Here is an 18,723-nt window from a genome sequence, read left to right as displayed (position 1 = left end):
CCCCCTACGACGGGATCGAGAGTAGCTAGTCACGGCGTGACCCTCGCCGCTGTCGTCCCCCATGTCGGGGACGTAATCTCGAAGCGTGACGGCTAACCGGGAGATCGACGACATCCTGCAGCGTGCGGCCGACGGTGGGCGGATCACGCCTGAGGAGGCGCTGCTGCTCTATACCGACGCGCCGTTCCACGGGCTGGGCGAGGCCGCCGACACGGTGCGCCGGCGCCGTTTCCCGGACGGCATCGTCACCTATCTGATCGACCGCAACATCAACTACACGAACGTGTGTGTGACGGCCTGCAAGTTCTGTGCCTTCTTCCGGGCGCCCAAGCACCGCGACGGCTGGGCCCACCCGATGGAGGAGATCCTGCGGCGCTGCGGCGAGGCGATCGACCTCGGCGCCACCCAGGTGATGCTCCAGGGCGGCCACCACCCCGAGTTCGGCGTGGCCTACTACGAGTCGCTGTTCTCGGCGGTCAAAGAGGCCTACCCGCAGCTCGCGATCCACTCGATCGGCCCCAGCGAGATCCTGCACATGGCCAAGGTCGACGGTGTGTCGATCGAGGAGGCGATCGTGCGGATCAAGGCGGCCGGGCTCGACTCGATCGCCGGCGCCGGCGCCGAGATGCTGCCGCAGCGGCCGCGCAAGGCGATCGCCCCGCTGAAGGAGAGCGGCGAGCGCTGGATCGAGGTCATGACGATCGCGCACCGCAACGGCCTGTCCTCGACCGCGACCATGATGATGGGCACCGGCGAGACGAACGCCGAGCGCATCGAGCACATCCGGATGATCCGCGACTGCCAGGACCTGGCGGTGGCCAATGGCTATTCGGACAAAGCCGTCGAAACCTCGCACGAAGTCGGCGGTTTCCGGGCGTTCATCCCGTGGACCTACCAGCCGGAGAACAACCACCTCAAGGGCCGCACCCAGGCCAGCAACATGGAATACCTGCGGTTCATCGCGGTGTCCCGGCTGTTCTTCGACAACGTCGCGCATCTGCAGGCGTCCTGGCTGACCACCGGTAAGGACGTCGGCCAGCTCGCGCTGCACCTCGGCGTCGACGACCTCGGCTCGATCATGCTCGAGGAAAACGTGATCTCCTCGGCCGGCGCCCGGCACCGGTCCAACCTGCACGAGCTGATCTGGATGATCCGTACGGCCGATCGCGTCCCGGCGTGGCGCGACACGCTGTACAACCACCTCAAGGTGCACTGGACCGAGGCGGACGACCCCACCGACGACCGGGTGGTCTCGCACTTCTCATCGATCGCGATGCCGGACCGCAAGACGCTACCGCTGGTTGACGCCAAGTAGTGGGGGTCGAGATCGACCGTTCGGTCAGGTAGGACTCGGTCGTGCGGGGTGGGCCTCATTGCTGCTTCGTAACGAGGACCGTAAACCCCTGTACCACCCTGTTCACGCTGGTTACGTTCCTCACGTAAGTCTGAGAACTTCCTGGAACGCCAGCGCGCACTTGTGCACAGCAGTACTTCTGAACAGAGGTGCGGACTGGCGGCCGCGGACCCGACCGATGGCGGTCGTTTATATAACGCATAAGGCAAGGGCGAGATGGGTGACCATCTCGCCCTTTCTGTTTACCTCGGTGGCAGAGTTACCCGGGTGACGCGCGCAGATCTGGACAAGCAGCCGCACGAGGTCGCCGAGATGTTCGACGGCGTGGCCAAGCGGTACGACCTCACCAATACCGTGCTCTCCTTCGGCCAGGACCGGGGCTGGCGCCGGGCGACCCGGGCCGCGCTCGGGTTGCGTCCCGGGGAGCGGGTCCTCGACGTGGGGGCCGGCACCGGCGTCTCCACCGAGGAGCTGGGCCGATCGGGGGCGTTCGCGGTCGGCGCCGACCTCTCCACCGGGATGCTGCGGGCCGGCCGGCACGCCGGCCGGGGCGTGCCGCTGCTGGCCGGGGACGCCTTGCGGCTGCCGTTCGCGGACGCCACCTTCGACGCGGTGACGATCTCCTTCGCGTTGCGCAACGTGGTCGACACCGACGGCGCGCTGCGCGAGCTGGGCCGGGTGACGCGACCGGGCGGCCGGCTCGTGGTGTGCGAGTTCAGTCATCCACTGAACGGGCCGTTCCGTACCGTCTATCTGCAATACCTGATGCGGTCACTGCCCTCCGTGGCGCGTGCCGTGTCGAGCAATCCGGAGGCGTACGTCTATCTCGCCGAATCGATCCGCGCCTGGCCCGACCAAGCCGAATTGGCCGCCCGGATAGGTTCTTCGGGTCCGTGGTCCCGCGTCGGCTGGCGCAACCTGTCCGGGGGGATTGTCGCGCTGCATCGCGCCACCCGGGTATGAATCGGTCATTTCGCCTCTTCTGAGGGGAAATGCTGATCTGCTGAATGGTATGACGAGTTTCGGGCATCTCGAGGACACCGACATCGACATCGCCATTGACGACAGCGAAGCGGGCGAGCGCCGCGGCATGGAACTGGCCGCCCGCATCCGGATGGTGGCCGCCCAGGACCCCGAGTTGGCTCAGGAGCTAGTAGATGAGCTGATCGCCGCCCTCGAGCGGGCAATGGGCGGTACGTTTCGGGAATACCTGGACCAAGGGTCGCAAGATGGAGCAGAAGGGTCCTTGACGGATAGCGGATCGGGCATTTCATCGGCGCGGACCAGTTAGGGTTGCCTAACCCGAACGGGTTTCGTTAGCCGTCTTAGACTCCGATCTGGGCGTGCTTGTGAACTGTTTCACGAGCCCGCACGAGACGGAGGTGTGCCGTGCAGAGCCACGAAATAACAGGGCCCGCTGAACCGTCAGCACCGATCGCCGACGAGGCGGACGTCATTGTGGTCGGTGCGGGGCCCGGCGGCTCCGCGGCGGCCTACCACATGGCACGGCACGGGTTACGCGTGCTGCTGCTGGAGAAGACCGAATTCCCCCGCGAGAAGGTCTGTGGAGACGGACTGACCCCGCGGGCGGTGCGACAGCTCGTCCGGATGGGTGTGGACACCTCCGAGAAGGCGGGCTGGCTGCACAACAAGGGTCTGCGCGTCATCGGCGGTGGGGTCCGGCTCGAGCTCGACTGGCCCGATCTGGCCAGCTTCCCCAACTACGGCCTGGTGCGCACCCGGCTCGACTTCGACGACCTGCTCGCCAACCGCGCGGTCGAGGCCGGCGCGGTGCTGCGGACCGGCGTGAACGTCACCGCTCCGGTCCTCGACGGCAAGGGCCGGGCCATCGGTGTGTCGGCCAAGGTCGGTCCGGACAAGGAGCCTGTCGAGTTCCGGGCGCCGCTGGTCATCGCCGCCGACGGGGTCTCCGGCAAGCTGCCGCTGTCGATGGGCCTGGCCAAGCGCGACGACCGCCCCATCGGTGTGGCGGTCCGGCGTTACTACCACTCGCCGGTGCGCGCCGATGACGACTACCTGGAGTCCTGGCTGGAGCTTCGGGCGTCCAACGGCGACCTGCTCCCCGGCTACGGCTGGATCTTCGGACTCGGTGACGGCCGGGTGAACGTGGGACTCGGCATCCTCAACTCGTCGAGCGCGTTCGGCAAGACCAACTACCGCACCCTGCTGACCGACTGGCTCGACGGCACGCCCGCCGAGTGGGGCATGCGCGGCGACGACAACGCCGACGGCCAGATCCTCGGGGCCGCGCTGCCCATGGGCTTCAACCGCGTTCCGCACTACACCCGCGGCGTGATGCTGGTCGGTGACTCGGGCGGCATGGTCAACCCGATGAACGGCGAGGGCATCGCGTACGCCATGGAGTCCGGTGAGCTGGCCGCGGAGGTCGCCGTGCAGGCGCTCGCCCGGCCCGCCGGCGCCGACCGGGAACGCGCTCTGCGGGCCTACCCGTCCGAACTGAGCCTGCGTTTCGGCGGCTATTACCGCCTCGGTGGGGTATTCGTGAAGTTGATCGGAAACCCACAGATCATGCGGCTGGCCACCAAGCACGGCATGCCGCACCCGACGCTGATGCGGTTCGTGCTGAAGTTGCTGGCCAACCTGACCGACCCCCGCGGCGGCGACGCCATGGACCGGGTCATCAACGGCCTGACCAAGGTGGCGCCCGCGGTATGAACCACTTCTCGGCCACCCCGGTCGCGCCTGCGCCGAATCGGATTAATAGTGTGAAGCGGCTAACAGTCCTTCAGGAGAGATGATGCATCTCAACCCGTACGTCCCGATCTTGGGGCTCTTGATTCTGGGCGCGCTCTTCGCGCTGTTCTCGGTGGGGATCGCGCCGATCGTCGGGCCGAAGCGCTACAACCGCGCCAAGCTCGAGGCGTACGAATGCGGCATCGAGCCCGCGCCCCAGCCGATCGGCGGTGGCCGGTTCCCGGTGAAGTTCTACCTGACCGCGATGCTCTTCATCGTCTTCGACATCGAGACCATCTTCCTTTACCCGTGGGCCGTCTCGTTCGGCTCGCTGGGCGTGTTCGGCTTCGTGGAAATGGTCCTGTTCATCGTCTCCGTCTTCATCGCCTACACCTATGTGTGGCGACGCGGCGGCCTCAACTGGGACTGATCTGACATGGGAATCGAAGAGAAGCTACCCGCAGGCATCCTGCTGTCGTCCGTCGAGTTGCTCTCCAACTGGGCCCGCAAGTCCTCGTTCTGGGGTGCGACGTTCGGCCTCGCCTGTTGCGCCATCGAGATGATGGCCTCCGGCGGCCCGCACTACGACCTGGGCCGTTGGGGCATGGAGGTCTTCCGGGCCTCGCCGCGACAGGCCGACCTCATGATCGTCGCGGGCCGGGTCAGCCAGAAGATGGCCCCGGTCGTCCGGCAGATCTACGACCAGATGCCCGAACCGCGCTCGGTCATCTCGATGGGCGTCTGTGCGTCGTCCGGCGGCATGTTCAACAACTACGCGATCGTGCAGGGTGTCGACCACATCGTCCCGGTCGACGTCTATCTGCCCGGCTGCCCGCCGCGACCGGAGATGCTCATCGACGCCATCCTCAAGATGCGCGAGAAGGTGCTGCACCAGCCGCTCGGCCCGAACGGCCGCAAGATGCTCGAGGCCCGCAAGGCCGAGGGCAAGATGCCGGTCGTCGCCCCCGGCGCGATGCCCTCCTCCTACCGCGTCGACAAGGTCCGCCGGGCCGAGTGGACGCAGGCGGTCAAGGAAGGCCGCGAGGAGCAGCTGCGCATCGAGAACTGGATGAAGCTGGCGCCGCACCTGCGGGAAGGTGGCAAATGAGCCTCGAGTCCAACGAGCCCGTCGGCGCCAACCTCGGCGCCCCGGCCCAGACGCCGGCCAGCCCCGAGAAGGGCATGTTCGGCATCCAGGGCTCCGGTGACGTCTCCGGCTTCGGCGGCCTGGTCCGGCGCAAGCCCGAGGTGGTCGGCACCCCCAAGCCGTACGGGTCCTACTTCGACGAGGTCACCGACGCCCTCGAAGAGGCCTACCCCGGGTTCGCCGACGCGATCGAGAAGGTCGTCGTCGACCGGGACGAGCTGACCCTGCACATCGTGCCGGCGAAGATCGCCGAGGTCGCCCAGATCATGCGGGATGACGAGTCGCTGCGCTTCGAGCTGTGCTCATCGGTCTCCGGCGTGGACTACCTCGACAGCGACGCCCGCCGCCTGCACGTGATCTACCAGCTGACCTCGATGACCTACCGCCGCCGGGTGCGCCTCGAGGCGGCCGTGCCGGCCGGGGGCAGCTTGCCGACCGTGACCCACATCTACCCGACTGCCGACTGGCAGGAGCGGGAGGCGTACGACATGTTCGGCGTCGTCTTCACCGGCCACCCCAACCTCACCCGGATCCTCATGCCGGATGACTGGGAAGGTCACCCGCAGCTCAAGGACTACCCGCTCGGCGGTGTGCCGGTCGAATACAAGGGCGCCGAGATTCCGCCTCCTGACCAGCGGAGGATCTACCAGTGACTTCATCCGGTTCCACTTCCCAAAGCTATGCGACCGAGCGCGAGACCACCGAGGGCCGCGTCTTCACGGTCACCGGCGGCGACTGGGACACCGTCACCGGTGCCATCGACCCGCTGTCGAACGAGAAGATCGTCGTCAACATGGGTCCGCAGCACCCGTCCACCCACGGCGTGCTCCGGCTCGTGCTCGAACTCGAGGGTGAGACGGTCACCGAAGCCCGGTGCGTCATCGGTTACCTGCACACCGGCATCGAGAAGAACCTCGAATACCGCAACTGGACGCAGGGCACCACGTTCGTGACCCGGGCCGACTACCTCGCCCCACTGTTCAACGAGGCCGGTTACGTCCTCGGGGTCGAGAAGCTGCTCGGCATCACCGACGACATCACCGAGCGGGCGCAGACGATCCGGGTGCTCTTCATGGAGCTCAACCGGATCTCCTCGCACCTGGTGTGGCTCGCCACCGCGGGCATGGAGATCGGCGCGATCTCGATGATGCTCTACGGTTTCCGCGAGCGTGAGTACATCCTCGACATCTTCGAGGAGACGACCGGCCTGCGGATGAACCACGCGTACTTCCGGCCGGGCGGCGTCGCGAACGACATCCCCGACTCGGCGATCAAGAAGATCCGCGACTTCCTCATCTACATGCCGAAGAAGCTCAAGGAATATGAGGATCTGCTCTCCGGGCAGGTCATCTGGCAGCAGCGGACCCAGGGCGTGGCCGTCCTGGACGTCACCGGCTGCCTCGCGCTCGGCATCACCGGCCCGGTGCTGCGCTCCGCCGGCCTGGCCTGGGACATGCGCAAGACGCTGCCGTACAGCGGCTACGAGAACTACGAGTTCGACGTGCCCACCGCCACCACCGGCGACGTGTGGGGCCGCTACCAGGTGCGCATGGCCGAGATGCGGGAATCGCTGAAGATCGTCGAGCAGGCGCTCGACCGGCTCCGGCCCGGCCCGATCTTCATCTCGGACAAGAAGATCGCCTGGCCGGCGCAGCTCGCGATGGGCGTCGACGGTCTCGGCAACTCGCTCGAGCACGTCGCCAAGATCATGGGCGCGTCGATGGAATCGCTGATCCACCACTTCAAGCTCGTGACCGAGGGCTTCCGGGTCCCGGCGGGCCAGGTCTACATCGGCATCGAGCACCCGCGCGGCGAGCTGGGTGTGCACGTGGTCTCGGACGGCGGCACCCATCCCTACCGGGTCCACATGCGGGACCCGAGCTTCGTGAACCTCCAGGCCATCCCCGCGATGGCCGAAGGCGCGCTGCTGGCCGACGTCATCGCCGGCGGCGCGTCCCTCGACCCCGTGATGGGTGGGTGTGACCGCTAAATGTCCGATACCGCTATTGAGTTCTCCCCGGCCGCCGCCCCCTTGGCGGCGACGCTCCTCGGCCCGGCGCTCGAGATCATCGCGCGCTACCCCGAGGGCCGCAGCCGATCGGCACTCCTGCCGCTGCTCCACCTGGTGCAGACCGAGGAGGGCTACGTCAGCCCGAACGGGGTCGCGTTCTGCGCCGAGGTGCTGGGCATCAACAAGGCCCAGGTCGGCGCGGTCGCCACGTTCTACACGATGTACAAGCGGAAGCCCACCGGCGAATACCTCGTCAGCGTCTGCACCAACACGCTCTGCAACATGATGGGTGGCCAGGAGGTCTACGACCGGCTCATCGAGCACCTCGGGGTCGGCAACGGCCACACCACCCCCGACGGTCAGATCACGGTGGAGCACGCCGAGTGCCTGGCGGCCTGCGACTACGCGCCGGTGGTCACGGTCAACTACGACTTCGCGGTCGACGAGGCCACCCCGGAAGCCACCATCGACATGGTGGAGCAGCTGCGCAAGGGTGAGCGGCCGGTCCCGTCGCGGGGCGCCCGGGTCTGCTCGCTCAAGGAGATGCAGCACCAGCTCGCCGGGTTCGCCGACGAGCGGGACGGCGCGGTCGCCGACGGTCCGGCCGGAGTGCCCACGCTGCGCGGCGTGAACCTGGCTGACCAGCACGGGATCGCGGTGCCGAACTTCAACCTCGACGCCCCGATCACCAAGACGAAGCCCGCTCCGCGCGAGGAGGCGGCCCAGCCGGGCGCCAAGGGCAAGGTCGCGACGATCGCCGAGAAGGCCACCGACGCGGTCAAGTCGGCTGCCGGCGCGGTCAAGTCCGCCGCTCAGCGCGGTGACAACGCGGGCAAGCCGACCCATGCCGGCGACGCGAAGGACCCCGAGGTCCGCACCGCTGAGCAGCGCAACCCCACGATGGGCGAGCCGGACAAGACCGGCGACGCGACGGCGACGGCGCCGACGCCGACGAACCCCGCCGAGGCGTCGGGCGTCGCTCAGAACCAACCGGCCGGGGATGGCAAGCCGGTCGCCGACAGCCGCGGTAACGAGGTGGAGAAGTGACGCAGCCACGGCGTGAGGTTCTCGAGAAGCTCACCCCCGTCCTGACCAAGCGCTGGCTCTCGCCGGACGCTTGGAAGATCGACGTCTACGAGCGGCTCGACGGCTACGCGGCCCTCAAGAAGGCGCTCGACGTGCACCCCGACGACCTGATCCAGCTGGTGAAGGACTCGGGCCTGCGCGGTCGCGGCGGCGCGGGCTTCCCGACCGGTCTCAAGTGGGGCTTCATCCCGCAGGGCGACGGTAAGCCGCACTACCTGGTCGTCAACGCCGACGAGGGCGAGCCGGGCACCTGCAAGGACCTGCCGCTGATGACCTACGACCCGCACTCGTTGGTCGAGGGCATCATCATCGCCTCGTACGCGATCCGGGCCAACCAGGCGTTCATCTACATCCGCGGCGAGGCCGTGCACGCCGCCCGCCGGCTGCGCAGCGCGGTCAAGCAGGCGTACGCCAAGGGCTACCTCGGCACGAACATCCTGGGCTCGGGCTTCGACCTGGACCTGGTCGTGCACAGTGGCGCCGGCGCGTACATCTGCGGCGAGGAGACGGCGCTGCTCGACTCGCTCGAGGGCTTCCGGGGCCAGCCGCGACTGCGCCCGCCGTTCCCGGCCATCGCCGGCCTCTACGCGAGCCCGACGGTCGTCAACAACGTCGGCACGATCGCCTCGGTGCCGTACATCGTGCTCGGTGGCGCCGACTGGTGGAAGAGCATGGGCACGGAGAAGTCGACCGGCCCGATGATCTATTCGCTGTCCGGCCGGATCCAGAACCCGGGCCAGTACGAATGCGGTCTCGGCATCACCCTGCGGGAACTGATCGAGCTGGCCGGCGGCATGAAGCCCGGCCACAACCTGAAGTTCTGGACGCCGGGCGGATCGTCGACGCCGCTGCTCACCGCCGAACACATCGACACCCCGATGGACTTCGAGGGGGTCGCGGCGCAGGGCTCGCTGCTCGGCACCACGGCCATGCAGATCTTCAGCGACCAGGACTGCCCGGTCTACGCGACCTGGCGGTGGCTGGAGTTCTACCACCACGAGTCGTGCGGCAAGTGCACCCCGTGCCGTGAGGGCAACTACTGGATGGTCCGGACGTACCGCCGGATCCTGTCCGGCGAGGGCACCCACGCCGACCTCGACACGCTGCTGGACACCGCGAACAACATCTTCGGCCGGTCGTTCTGCGGCCTGGGCGACGGCGCGGCCACCCCGGTCATGGCGACGTTGAACCACTTCAAGCAGGACTACCTGGACTACATCGAGGGCCGGACAGCTCCGCGGCTTTCCGCCAAGTCCTTGGTTGGAGCGCATTGATGGAAGCGAGGAGCGCAGCGAAGCAAGCCCCGCAGTCTCCATCGGAAGGCAGGCACAGGTGACCGACGTAGCGAAGAAGACCGATACGGTCACGCTCACCATCGACGGTATCGAAGTCACCGCCGAGAAGGGTGAGCTGGTCATCCGGGTCGCCGAGCGGATGGGCATCGCCATCCCGCGGTTCTGCGACCACCCGTTGCTCGCCCCGGCCGGCGCCTGCCGCCAGTGCCTGGTCGAGGTCGAGGGTCAGCGCAAGCCGGTCGCGTCGTGCACGCAGACGGTGGCCGACGGCATGATCGTCCGCACCCAGCTCACCAGCGAGGTGGCGGACAAGGCCCAGCACGGCATCATGGAGTTCCTCCTGGCCAACCACCCGCTGGACTGCCCGACCTGCGACAAGGGCGGCGAGTGCCCGCTGCAGAACCAGGCGATGTCGAACGGCCGCACCGAGTCACGCTTCCACGAGCACAAGCGTGAGTACGAGAAGCCGATCCACATCTCCAGCCAGGTGCTGCTCGACCGCGAGCGGTGCATCCTGTGCCAGCGCTGCACCCGGTTCTCCGAGGAGATCGCCGGCGACAAGTTCATCGACCTGATGGACCGCTCGTCCGGCGAGCAGATCAACGTCTACCGGGACGACTTCTTCGGCGGCACCGGCTTCGGTGACGGCCAGGTCGGCGAGGGCGAGGGCGACGTCGCCTTCAACTCGTACTTCTCCGGTAACACGATCCAGATCTGCCCGGTCGGTGCGCTCACCGGTGAGCAGTACCGCTTCCGCGCCCGCCCGTTCGACCTGGTCTCCACGCCGACGGCGTGCGAGCACTGCGCCTCGGGTTGCTCGATGCGCGCCGACCACCGCCGGGGCAAGGTGCTGCGGCGCCTGGCCGGCGACGACGCGGCGGTCAACGAGGAGTGGAACTGCGACAAGGGCCGGTGGGGCTTCCGCTACGCCACCGCGAACGACCGGATCATGAACCCGCTGATCCGCGACAAGCGGACCGGCGAGCTGCGTGAGGCGTCGTGGAGCGAGGCGTTGGTCACCGCGGCCGAGGGCCTCAAAGCCGCCAAGGCGGCCGGCGGGGTTGGTGTGCTGACCGGCGGCCGGCTGACGGTCGAGGACGCGTACGCGTACGCGAAGTTCGCCCGGGTCGCGCTCGGCACCAACGACATCGACTTCCGCGCCCGTCCGCTGAGCGCCGAGGAGGCCGACTTCCTCGCCTCGTCGGTCGCCGGTGGCATCTCCGACGTGACCTACGACGACGTGGAGAACGCGCCGGCCGCGGTCATCGTCGGGCTCGAGCCGGAGGAGGAGTCGCCAATCCTCTTCCTGCGGCTGCGCAAGGCGGCCAACAAGCGCAAGCTCCAGGTCACCGCGGTCGCGCCGTACCTGTCACGGGGTTTCACCAAGATCGGCGCCGCGCTCGTGGTCACCGCGCCGGGGGAGGAAGCCAAGATCCTCGCCGAGGACGCGGCGGTCGCCGCCGCTCTCGGTGCCCCGGGTGCGCTGCTCATCGTCGGCGAGCGCCTGGCGAGCTCGCCGGGCGCCCTGTCGGCGGTGGCCGCGCTCGCCGCCCGCACCGGTGCCCGCCTCGCGTGGGTCCCGCGCCGGGCCGGTGACCGGGGTGCGGTCGACGCCGGTTGCCTGCCCAACCTGCTTCCCGGCGGCCGGCCGGTCACCGACGCCGCCGCCCGCGCCGAGCTCGCGCCGGCCTGGGGCGTCGAGCCCGGTGTTCTGCCCGGCACGCCGGGCCGGGACACCGACGGCATCATCGCCGCGGCCGCGGCGGGCGAGCTCGGTGGCCTGCTGGTCGGCGGTGTCGACCCGGGTGACCTGGCCGACCCGCGACTGGCCGAGCAGGCCCTCGACAACGCGGGCTTCGTGGTCAGCCTGGAGATCCGCGGCAGCGCGGTGACCCGCCGCGCCGACGTGGTGCTGCCGGTCGCCCCCGCCCAGGAGAAGTCCGGCACGTTCATGGACTGGGAGGGCCGGCTGCGGTCCTTCCCGACCGTGCTGCCGACCACGGCGATGACCGACGGCCGGGTGCTCGAGGCGATCGCCGCCCTGCTGGAAGTCACGCTGGGCACCGGTGACGTGATGACCATCCGGCGGGAGCTGGGTGCCATGCCGCCGAGCACCGCGAGCCGGCCGGCGGCCCCCACGGTCACCGCCGGGGCACTGCCGACGCGCGGCGCCACCGAGGCCGTCCTCGCCACCTGGCACCACCTGATCGACTCGGGTTCGCTGCTCGACGGCGACGACGTGCTCAAGGGCACGGCCCGGCCGTCGCTGGTGCGGATCGGCAAGGACCTGGCCGAGTCGCTCGGCGTGGCCGAGGGCGACGCGGTCACCGTCAGCACCGACCGGGGCGGCGTCACGCTTCCGGCCGCGATCACCGACCTGCCCCCGCAGGTGGTGTGGCTTCCCACCAACTCGCCGGGCTCCAGCGTTCGTCGCAGCCTCGGCGTCACTTCGGGCGCGGTGGTCCGGCTGTCGGCCGGGGCAGCGGGTCCGATCCTCGCTGAGCCCCCCGGAAGCGGCTCCGCCGCACTGCAAGCGGAAAACCGGACCAAGGGGGCGAACTCATGAACTCGATGATGGTGGCGGCGCACGCCACGGATCCGAGCCTCCAGACGTTCGAGGACGACATCTGGTGGATCACGCTGATCAAGCTGCTCGGGGTCTTCGTGATCCTGCTGCTGCTGACTCTTTTCACGATCAACTACGAGCGCAAGGTCGTGGCTCGGATGGCGGTCCGCCCGGGCCCCAACCAGGTCGGGCCGAACGGCTGGCTGCAGAGTCTTACGGACGGGCTGAAGCTTCCATTCAAAGAGGAGATCATCCCGAAGACCGCCGACAAGGTGGTCTACTTCATCGCTCCGGTGATCTCCGCGACGACCGCGTTCACCGCGTTCTCGGTCATCCCGTTCGGCGGGGTGGTCAGCATGTTCGGCCACAAGACCGCGCTGCAGCTCACCGACGTGCCGGTCTCGGTGCTGGTGCTGCTGGCCTGCTCCTCGATGAGCGTCTACGGCGTGGTGCTGGCCGGCTGGGCGTCCGGCTCGACCTACCCGCTGCTGGGTGGTCTGCGGTCCAGCGCGCAGATGATCTCGTACGAGGTCGCGATGGGTCTGTCGATCGTCGCGGTCTTCATGACCGCCGGCACGATGAGCACCTCGCAGATCGTCAAGGCACAGGCCGAAGGCAACCCGTTCCACCTGTTCGGCATGGAGTTGACCACGCCGAGTTGGTACGCGGTGCTGCTCTTCCCGAGCTTCGTCATCTACATGATCGCCGCGGTGGGTGAGACCAACCGGGCCCCGTTCGACCTCCCCGAGGCCGAGTCGGAGCTGGTCGGCGGCTTCCAGACGGAGTACTCGTCGTTCAAGTTCGCGATGTTCTACCTCGCCGAGTACATCAACATGATCACCGTGTCGGCGTTTTGTACCACCCTCTTCCTCGGTGGGTGGCGTGCGCCGTGGCCGATCACCGCGGTCTGGCACGGCGCCAACTCCGGCTGGTTCGGGATGATCTGGTTCTTCGTCAAGGTCCTGATCTTCCTGTTCGGCTTCATCTGGCTGCGGGCGACGCTGCCCCGGATGCGCTACGACCAGTTCATGCGGCTCGGCTGGAAGATCCTCATCCCGGTCAGCCTGGTGTGGATCCTCTTCCTGTCGTACGTCAAGATCGCGAACAACGAGATGTCCGAGCGGTCCAAGTGGCTGAGCATCGGCGGTCTCGTGGTCGTCGTACTGCTGGTGGCCATGTTCTGGCCGAGCCAGCGCAAGCCACGGCAGCTGTCCGTCGAGGAGCAACTGGCGGCCCGCCCGCCGGGCAGCTTCCCGGTGCCCCCGATGGACCTGCAGGTACCCCCGAGCCCGCGGGCCCGCCGCGCGGTGGCCGAACGCACCCCCGCCACCGTCGGCGGCGACACCGAAAACAAGGAGGTGTGACGTGGGGACTTTCACCGGCTCTTTCAAGGGCTTCGGGGTGACCTTCGCGCACATGTTCCGCAAGGTCATCACGACCGACTATCCGTTCTCGCCGCCGAAGCCGGCGCCGCGCTACCACGGCCGGCACATCCTCAACCGGCACCCGGACGGGTTGGAGAAGTGCATCGGGTGCGAGCTCTGTGCCTGGGCCTGCCCGGCCGACGCGATCTACGTCGAGGGTGGCGACAACACCGACGAGCAGCGCTTCTCGCCCGGTGAGCGGTACGCGAGCATCTACCAGATCAACTACGCCCGCTGCATCTTCTGCGGCCTGTGCATCGAGGCCTGCCCGACCCGTTCGCTGACCATGAGCAACGAGTACGAGCTGGCCCGCGACAGCCGGCAGGACCTGATCTTCACGAAGAAGGAACTGCTTGCCCCGCTGTTGCCGGGCATGGAGCAGCCGCCGCACCCGATGCGTCTGGGTGAGACCGACAAGGACTACTACATCGGCGCGCTGACCAACCCCGGCACCTCCAAGGGCGCCGAGCGGGCGCCATGGTCGGAGTCCGGCACGCACGATGCCGCCGACCAGCCCGGCGACCGGCCGGAGACGGCCGGCACCAGCCGCCGCGGGGACGCGCACGACCAGCCGAAGGAGACCGTGCGATGAACCACGTCTCCACCGCTGAGGCCGTGGGTTTCTGGATTCTCGGCACGGTCGCCGTCATCGGTGCGCTCGGCATGGTGATCGCCCGAAACGCGGTGCACTCGGCGCTGTGGCTCGTCACGACGATGCTCAGCCTGGGCTTCATGTACGTGATGAACGCGGCGCCGTTCCTCGGTGCGGTGCAGATCATCGTCTACACCGGCGCGATCATGATGCTGTTCCTGTTCGTGATCATGTTGGTCGGCCGGGACGCGTCCGACTCGCTCATCGAGACACTGCGCGGCCAGCGGATCGCCGCCATCGTGCTCGGCGTCGGGTTCGCCGCCCTGGTCGGAACCGGCCTGGCCCGCGCGCTCGGCGACACCCCCACGGTCGGCCTGAACGAGGCCAACGCGGCCAACGGCGGCAACGTGCAGGGCCTGGCGAGTCTGCTGTTCACCCGCTACGTCTTCGCGTTCGAGGTCACCTCGGCCCTGCTGATCACGGCGGCCGTCGGCGCGATGGTGCTGGCCCACGTCGAGCGGGCGAAGAGCGAGGTCGTCAACCAGGTCACCCGGATGACCCAGCGCTTCCGTCCGGGCAACTACCCGGGTGCGAAGGCCGGCCCGGGTGTCTACGCCAACACCATGTCGGTGGCCGCGCCGGCCCGGCTGCCGGACGGCAACGGGTCCGAGCGGAGCATCTCGCCGATCCTGCCCGTGCGTGAGCTGACCGCCCAAGAGATCGCTCCGAAGGGCACCGAAAAATGAGGGCTGCGAAGTGACGCCTGACTACTATCTCGTCCTTGCGGCGATCCTGTTCACCATCGGTGCCTCCGGGGTGCTCATCCGCCGCAACGCGATCGTCTTGTTCATGTGCATCGAGCTCATGCTCAACGCGGCCAACCTTGCCCTGGTCACTTTCAGCCGGATCAACGGCAGCCTCGACGGTCAGATCATCTCGTTCTTCGTGATGGTCGTCGCGGCAGCCGAGGTCGTGGTGGGTCTGGCCATCATCATGTCGATCTTCCGTACTAGACGCTCCGCGAGCGTCGACGACGCGAACCTCCTCAAGTACTAAAGGGGCCTTCCTGTGGAACAGACAGTGGAGTATGCCCACGCGACGGGAGCGTTGAGCGGAATCTGGCTTTTGGTGGCCATTCCGCTCGCGAGTGCCGCGGTTCTCCTGCTCCTCGGCAAGCGCGCCGACAAGTGGGGGCACTGGCTCGGCGTCCTCGCGGTGGCGGCCTCCTTCGTGCTCGGGCTGGTCTTCTTCATCCAGCTCGGCGGGCTCGACGCGGAACACCGCTCGGCCGAGCTGAGCATGTGGGACTTCATCACGGTCGGGAACCTGCACGTCGACTTCGGGTTGCTCTTCGACCCGCTGTCCGGCGTCTTCGTCCTGCTGATCACCGGGGTCGGATCGCTGATCCACCTGTACGCGGTCGGCTACATGGAGCACGACCCCGGACGTCGCCGGTTCTTCGGTTACTTCAACCTGTTCGTCGCGGCCATGCTTCTGCTGGTCCTCGGCAACAACTACGTGATGCTGTACTTCGGCTGGGAGGGCGTGGGTCTCGCGTCGTACCTGCTGATCAGCTTCTGGTACGGCCGGCCGGCCGCGGCGACCGCCGGCAAGAAGGCGTTCCTGATGAACCGGGTCGGCGACACCGGCCTGGCCATCGGCATCTTCATCATGTTCGCCACGCTCGGCAGCACGCAGTACTCGGACGTCTTCAACGGCGTCACCGCGCTGTCCGGCACCACGGTGCTGGTGCTCGGCCTCCTGCTGCTGCTCGGCGCCGCCGGTAAGTCCGGTCAGTTCCCGCTGCAGGCCTGGTTGCCGGACGCGATGGAGGGCCCGACCCCGGTCTCCGCCCTCATCCACGCCGCGACCATGGTCACCGCGGGTGTCTACCTGATCGCCCGCTCCAACCACATCTTCTCGGCCAACCACACGCTGCAGACGGTCGTGGTCAGCGTCGGTGCCTTCACCCTGCTGATGGGCTGCATCATCGGCTCCGCGAAGGACGGCATCAAGCGGGTCCTGGCCTGGTCGACGGTCAGCCAGATCGGCTACATGTTCCTCGGCGTCGGGCTCGGCGGCGGGGCGTACGCCCTGGCGATCATCCACCTGGTGGCGCACGGCTTCTTCAAGGCCAACATGTTCCTCGGGGCCGGCTCGGTCATGCACGGCATGCACGACGAGGAGGACATCCGGCGGTTCGGTGGGCTGAGCAAGCACATGAGGTGGACCTGGCTCACCTTCATGATGGGCTGGCTCGCGATCATCGGCATCCCGCCGCTGTCCGGCTTCTTCTCCAAGGACCCGATCATCGAGGCGGCGTACGCCCGCGGTGACTGGACGTCCTGGCTGTTCGGCACGGCGGCACTGCTCGGTGCCGGGCTGACCGCGTTCTACATGACCCGGCTGTTCGTGCTCACGTTCCACGGACCGGAGCGCTACACCGAGCAGAACAAGCACCCGCACGAGTCGCCGTTCATCATGACCGTGCCGCTGATGCTCCTCGCGCTCGGCTCGATCGTGGCGGGCTTCCTGCTCAGCCGGCACTCGGCGATCCCGCAGTGGCTCGAGCCGGTCACCGGGGAAGGCGAGCACGACCCGGTCATGCCGCCCGCGGTCATCTCGATCCTGGTGCTGGTGGTCTCGGTCGCCGGGGCCGGCCTCGCCTGGGCGCTGTTCCGCAAGGGCACCGCCCTGCAGGAGCAGCCGGCCGGTGCGGTGGTCACCGCCGCGCGGCGCAACCTGTACACCGACGCCTTCAACGAGGCGGTGTTCGAGCGTCCGGGCATCTACCTGACGCGCGCGCTGGTGTACCTCGACAACCGGGGCATCGACGGCATCGTCAACGGCATCGCGGCGGGCGTCGGCGGCAGTTCCGGACGGATACGGCGGCTACAGACCGGGTTCGTCCGCTCGTACGCCCTCTCGATGCTCACCGGTGCCGTGCTCGTGGTCGGCGCCTTCCTCGCGATCCAGCTGGGGTGGTTGGCGTGAACGACTTTCCCTTTCTCTCCATCCTGACCCTGTTGCCCCTGGTGGGCGCGGTCGTGGTGGCCTGCATCCCGCGCCGGAAGGCGGAGCTGGCCAAGCGGGTCACGCTCGCCTGGTCGCTCGTCGTGCTGGCCCTGAGCATCTTCATGTGGGTCGCCTTCAAGGCCGGCGGGGACCGCTTCCAGTTCCACGAGTCCTACCAGTGGATCCCCTCGTGGGACGCGCGCTTCACGTTCGCGGCCGACGGCATCGCGCTGGTCATGCTGATGCTGATCGCGGTGCTCATGCCGGTCGTGATCCTGGCGTCCTGGCACGACGTCGACGACGGGCAGCGGTCCGCGCCGACGTACTTCGCTCTGCTGCTCGCCTTCGAGTTCACGATGATCGGCGTCTTCGCGGCCGCCGACGTGTTCCTGTTCTACGTGTTCTTCGAGGTCATGCTGATCCCGATGTACTTCATCATCGGCTCGTTCGGCGGGGCCCGGCGGCAGTACGCGGCCGTCAAGTTCTTCCTCTACAGCCTGGTCGGCGGCCTGTTCATGCTGGCCTCCGTGATCGGGCTGTGGGTGCTCGGCGGGCACACCTTCGACTTCACCCGGCTGCTCCAGTCGGTCGGGGAGATCGACCAGAACACCGCCCGCTGGCTGTTCCTCGGCTTCTTCATCGCCTTCGCGATCAAGGCACCGTTCTTCCCGTTCCACACCTGGCTGCCGGACGCAGGTGGGGCCGCGCCCGCCGGTGCCGCCGCGCTGCTCGTCGGGGTGATGGACAAGGTCGGCACGTTCGGCATCCTGCGCTACTGCCTCCCGCTGTTCCCGGAGGCGTCGCGCTGGTTCGCGCCGGCCGCGCTGGTCCTGGCGGTCATCGGCATCCTCTACGCGGCGCTGCTGGCGATCGGCCAGAACGACCTGAAGCGCCTGGTGTCGTACACGTCGATCGCGCACTTCGGTTTCATCGGGGTCGGCATCTTCGCCTTCACCACGCAGGCCGGCACCGGCTCGGTGCTCTACATGGTCAACCACGGTCTGGCCACCGGCCTGCTGTTCATCGTCGTCGGCATGTACGTGGCCCGGCGCGGTTCCAGCCTGGTCAGCGACTTCGGCGGCGCGGGCAAGCTCACGCCGCTCCTCGCCGGGGTGCTGTTCTTCGCTGGTCTGGCCTCGCTGGCCCTGCCCGGTACGGCGCCGTTCGTCTCCGAGTTCCTGGTGCTGATCGGCACGTTCACCGTGCACAAGGCGTACGCCGTGATCGCGACGGTGGGCATCATCCTGGCCGCCGCCTACGTCCTCTGGATGGTGCAGCGCACCACCCAGGGCACGCTCAACCCGGCCCTCGAAGAGGTGCCGGCCATGCGCAAGGACATGACGCTGCGGGAGAAGGTCGTGGTCGCCCCGCTGGTCCTTCTGCTGCTGCTGCTCGGCTTCTACCCGAAGCCGGTCACCGATGTGATCAACCCGGCGGTCCAGGCCACCATGCAGGACGTCGGGAAGACCGATCCGGGACCGACGGCGGTCACTGCTAACGGAGGGGTGGCTCGCTAGC

General features: G+C 68.0%; 17 protein-coding genes. All 17 read left to right on the top strand.

All coding sequences use genetic code 11. From position 1 onward, the window contains the following. Nucleotides 1–85: 85 nt before the first annotated feature. The 17 genes from mqnC to Afe05nite_RS28950 all read left to right on the top strand — a co-directional run bounded on the left by mqnC (nt 86) and on the right by Afe05nite_RS28950 (nt 18,722). Complete coding sequence (gene mqnC / locus Afe05nite_RS29030) at nt 86–1,315, top strand: cyclic dehypoxanthinyl futalosine synthase (RefSeq protein ID WP_203820405.1); 1,230 nt, start codon at nt 86–88, stop codon at nt 1,313–1,315. A gap of 255 nt (nt 1,316–1,570) precedes the next feature. Next, nucleotides 1,571–2,317 carry a demethylmenaquinone methyltransferase gene (locus Afe05nite_RS29025; protein ID WP_203820404.1) on the top strand — a complete coding sequence of 249 codons (747 nt, stop codon included), beginning with the start codon at nt 1,571–1,573 and terminating at the stop codon, nt 2,315–2,317. 49 nt (nt 2,318–2,366) lie between these two features. After that, a complete protein-coding gene (locus tag Afe05nite_RS29020) occupies nt 2,367–2,645 on the top strand; it encodes a hypothetical protein (protein ID WP_203820403.1) in 279 nt (92 codons plus the stop codon). A gap of 98 nt (nt 2,646–2,743) precedes the next feature. Continuing rightward, nucleotides 2,744–4,051, top strand: a complete 1,308-nt coding sequence (locus Afe05nite_RS29015; RefSeq protein WP_239118267.1) for a geranylgeranyl reductase family protein — start codon at nt 2,744–2,746, stop codon at nt 4,049–4,051. 82 nt (nt 4,052–4,133) lie between these two features. Then, nucleotides 4,134–4,499 (top strand): NADH-quinone oxidoreductase subunit A, encoded by a 366-nt coding sequence (locus tag Afe05nite_RS29010; RefSeq protein ID WP_203820402.1) that lies wholly within the window; start codon nt 4,134–4,136, stop codon nt 4,497–4,499. Nucleotides 4,500–4,505: 6 nt separating this feature from the next. Further along, on the top strand, nt 4,506–5,177 hold the full coding sequence (locus Afe05nite_RS29005) for a NuoB/complex I 20 kDa subunit family protein (protein ID WP_203820401.1): 672 nt from the start codon (nt 4,506–4,508) through the stop codon (nt 5,175–5,177). Next, entirely contained in the window at nt 5,174–5,869 is a 696-nt protein-coding gene (locus Afe05nite_RS29000) for an NADH-quinone oxidoreductase subunit C (protein ID WP_203820400.1), read from the top strand. Before Afe05nite_RS29005 ends, Afe05nite_RS29000 begins: the two co-directional genes overlap by 4 nt. Further along, nucleotides 5,866–7,206, top strand: coding sequence for an NADH-quinone oxidoreductase subunit D (locus tag Afe05nite_RS28995; RefSeq protein ID WP_203820399.1), 1,341 nt, complete (start codon nt 5,866–5,868; stop codon nt 7,204–7,206). The genes Afe05nite_RS29000 and Afe05nite_RS28995 overlap by 4 nt, the downstream gene beginning before the upstream one ends. After that, nucleotides 7,207–8,274 carry an NADH-quinone oxidoreductase subunit NuoE gene (gene nuoE, locus Afe05nite_RS28990; RefSeq protein WP_203820398.1) on the top strand — a complete coding sequence of 356 codons (1,068 nt, stop codon included), beginning with the start codon at nt 7,207–7,209 and terminating at the stop codon, nt 8,272–8,274. Beyond that, a complete protein-coding gene (nuoF, locus tag Afe05nite_RS28985) occupies nt 8,271–9,587 on the top strand; it encodes an NADH-quinone oxidoreductase subunit NuoF (protein WP_203820397.1) in 1,317 nt (438 codons plus the stop codon). The genes nuoE and nuoF overlap by 4 nt, the downstream gene beginning before the upstream one ends. Before the next feature lie 58 nt (nt 9,588–9,645). Then, nucleotides 9,646–12,174: an NADH-quinone oxidoreductase subunit G gene (locus tag Afe05nite_RS28980; RefSeq protein WP_203820396.1), complete on the top strand. Its 2,529-nt coding sequence runs from the start codon at nt 9,646–9,648 to the stop codon at nt 12,172–12,174. Nucleotides 12,175–12,179: 5 nt separating this feature from the next. Then, nucleotides 12,180–13,538: an NADH-quinone oxidoreductase subunit NuoH gene (gene nuoH / locus Afe05nite_RS28975; protein ID WP_438869089.1), complete on the top strand. Its 1,359-nt coding sequence runs from the start codon at nt 12,180–12,182 to the stop codon at nt 13,536–13,538. Nucleotide 13,539: 1 nt separating this feature from the next. Next, on the top strand, nt 13,540–14,190 hold the full coding sequence (gene nuoI / locus Afe05nite_RS28970) for an NADH-quinone oxidoreductase subunit NuoI (protein ID WP_203820395.1): 651 nt from the start codon (nt 13,540–13,542) through the stop codon (nt 14,188–14,190). Beyond that, nucleotides 14,187–14,936: an NADH-quinone oxidoreductase subunit J gene (locus Afe05nite_RS28965; protein ID WP_203820394.1), complete on the top strand. Its 750-nt coding sequence runs from the start codon at nt 14,187–14,189 to the stop codon at nt 14,934–14,936. Before nuoI ends, Afe05nite_RS28965 begins: the two co-directional genes overlap by 4 nt. 10 nt (nt 14,937–14,946) lie before the next feature. After that, nucleotides 14,947–15,246 carry an NADH-quinone oxidoreductase subunit NuoK gene (gene nuoK / locus Afe05nite_RS28960; protein WP_203820393.1) on the top strand — a complete coding sequence of 100 codons (300 nt, stop codon included), beginning with the start codon at nt 14,947–14,949 and terminating at the stop codon, nt 15,244–15,246. Between the two features lie 12 nt (nt 15,247–15,258). Next, nucleotides 15,259–17,184 (top strand): NADH-quinone oxidoreductase subunit L, encoded by a 1,926-nt coding sequence (gene nuoL, locus Afe05nite_RS28955; protein WP_203820392.1) that lies wholly within the window; start codon nt 15,259–15,261, stop codon nt 17,182–17,184. Continuing rightward, on the top strand, nt 17,181–18,722 hold the full coding sequence (locus Afe05nite_RS28950) for an NADH-quinone oxidoreductase subunit M (RefSeq protein WP_203820391.1): 1,542 nt from the start codon (nt 17,181–17,183) through the stop codon (nt 18,720–18,722). Before nuoL ends, Afe05nite_RS28950 begins: the two co-directional genes overlap by 4 nt. The last annotated feature ends 1 nt before the right edge of the window (nt 18,723 follow it).

It is taken from the genome of Paractinoplanes ferrugineus (assembly GCF_016862195.1).
Taxonomy (GTDB): domain Bacteria; phylum Actinomycetota; class Actinomycetes; order Mycobacteriales; family Micromonosporaceae; genus Actinoplanes; species Actinoplanes ferrugineus.
This window is presented reverse-complemented; position numbering and strand designations above follow the sequence as displayed.

Excerpts from the sequence above, each read along its gene's own strand:
- Afe05nite_RS29020 (WP_203820403.1), top strand. The coding sequence starts at position 2,367 with ATGACGAGTTTCGGGCATCTCGAGGACACCGACATCGACATCGCCATT.
- Afe05nite_RS29000 (WP_203820400.1), top strand. The coding sequence starts at position 5,174 with ATGAGCCTCGAGTCCAACGAGCCCGTCGGCGCCAACCTCGGCGCCCCG.
- Afe05nite_RS29025 (WP_203820404.1), top strand. The coding sequence starts at position 1,571 with ATGGGTGACCATCTCGCCCTTTCTGTTTACCTCGGTGGCAGAGTTACC.
- Afe05nite_RS29005 (WP_203820401.1), top strand. The coding sequence starts at position 4,506 with ATGGGAATCGAAGAGAAGCTACCCGCAGGCATCCTGCTGTCGTCCGTC.
- nuoH (WP_438869089.1), top strand. The coding sequence starts at position 12,180 with ATGATGGTGGCGGCGCACGCCACGGATCCGAGCCTCCAGACGTTCGAG.
- Afe05nite_RS28965 (WP_203820394.1), top strand. The coding sequence starts at position 14,187 with ATGAACCACGTCTCCACCGCTGAGGCCGTGGGTTTCTGGATTCTCGGC.
- Afe05nite_RS29010 (WP_203820402.1), top strand. The coding sequence starts at position 4,134 with ATGCATCTCAACCCGTACGTCCCGATCTTGGGGCTCTTGATTCTGGGC.
- nuoE (WP_203820398.1), top strand. The coding sequence starts at position 7,207 with ATGTCCGATACCGCTATTGAGTTCTCCCCGGCCGCCGCCCCCTTGGCG.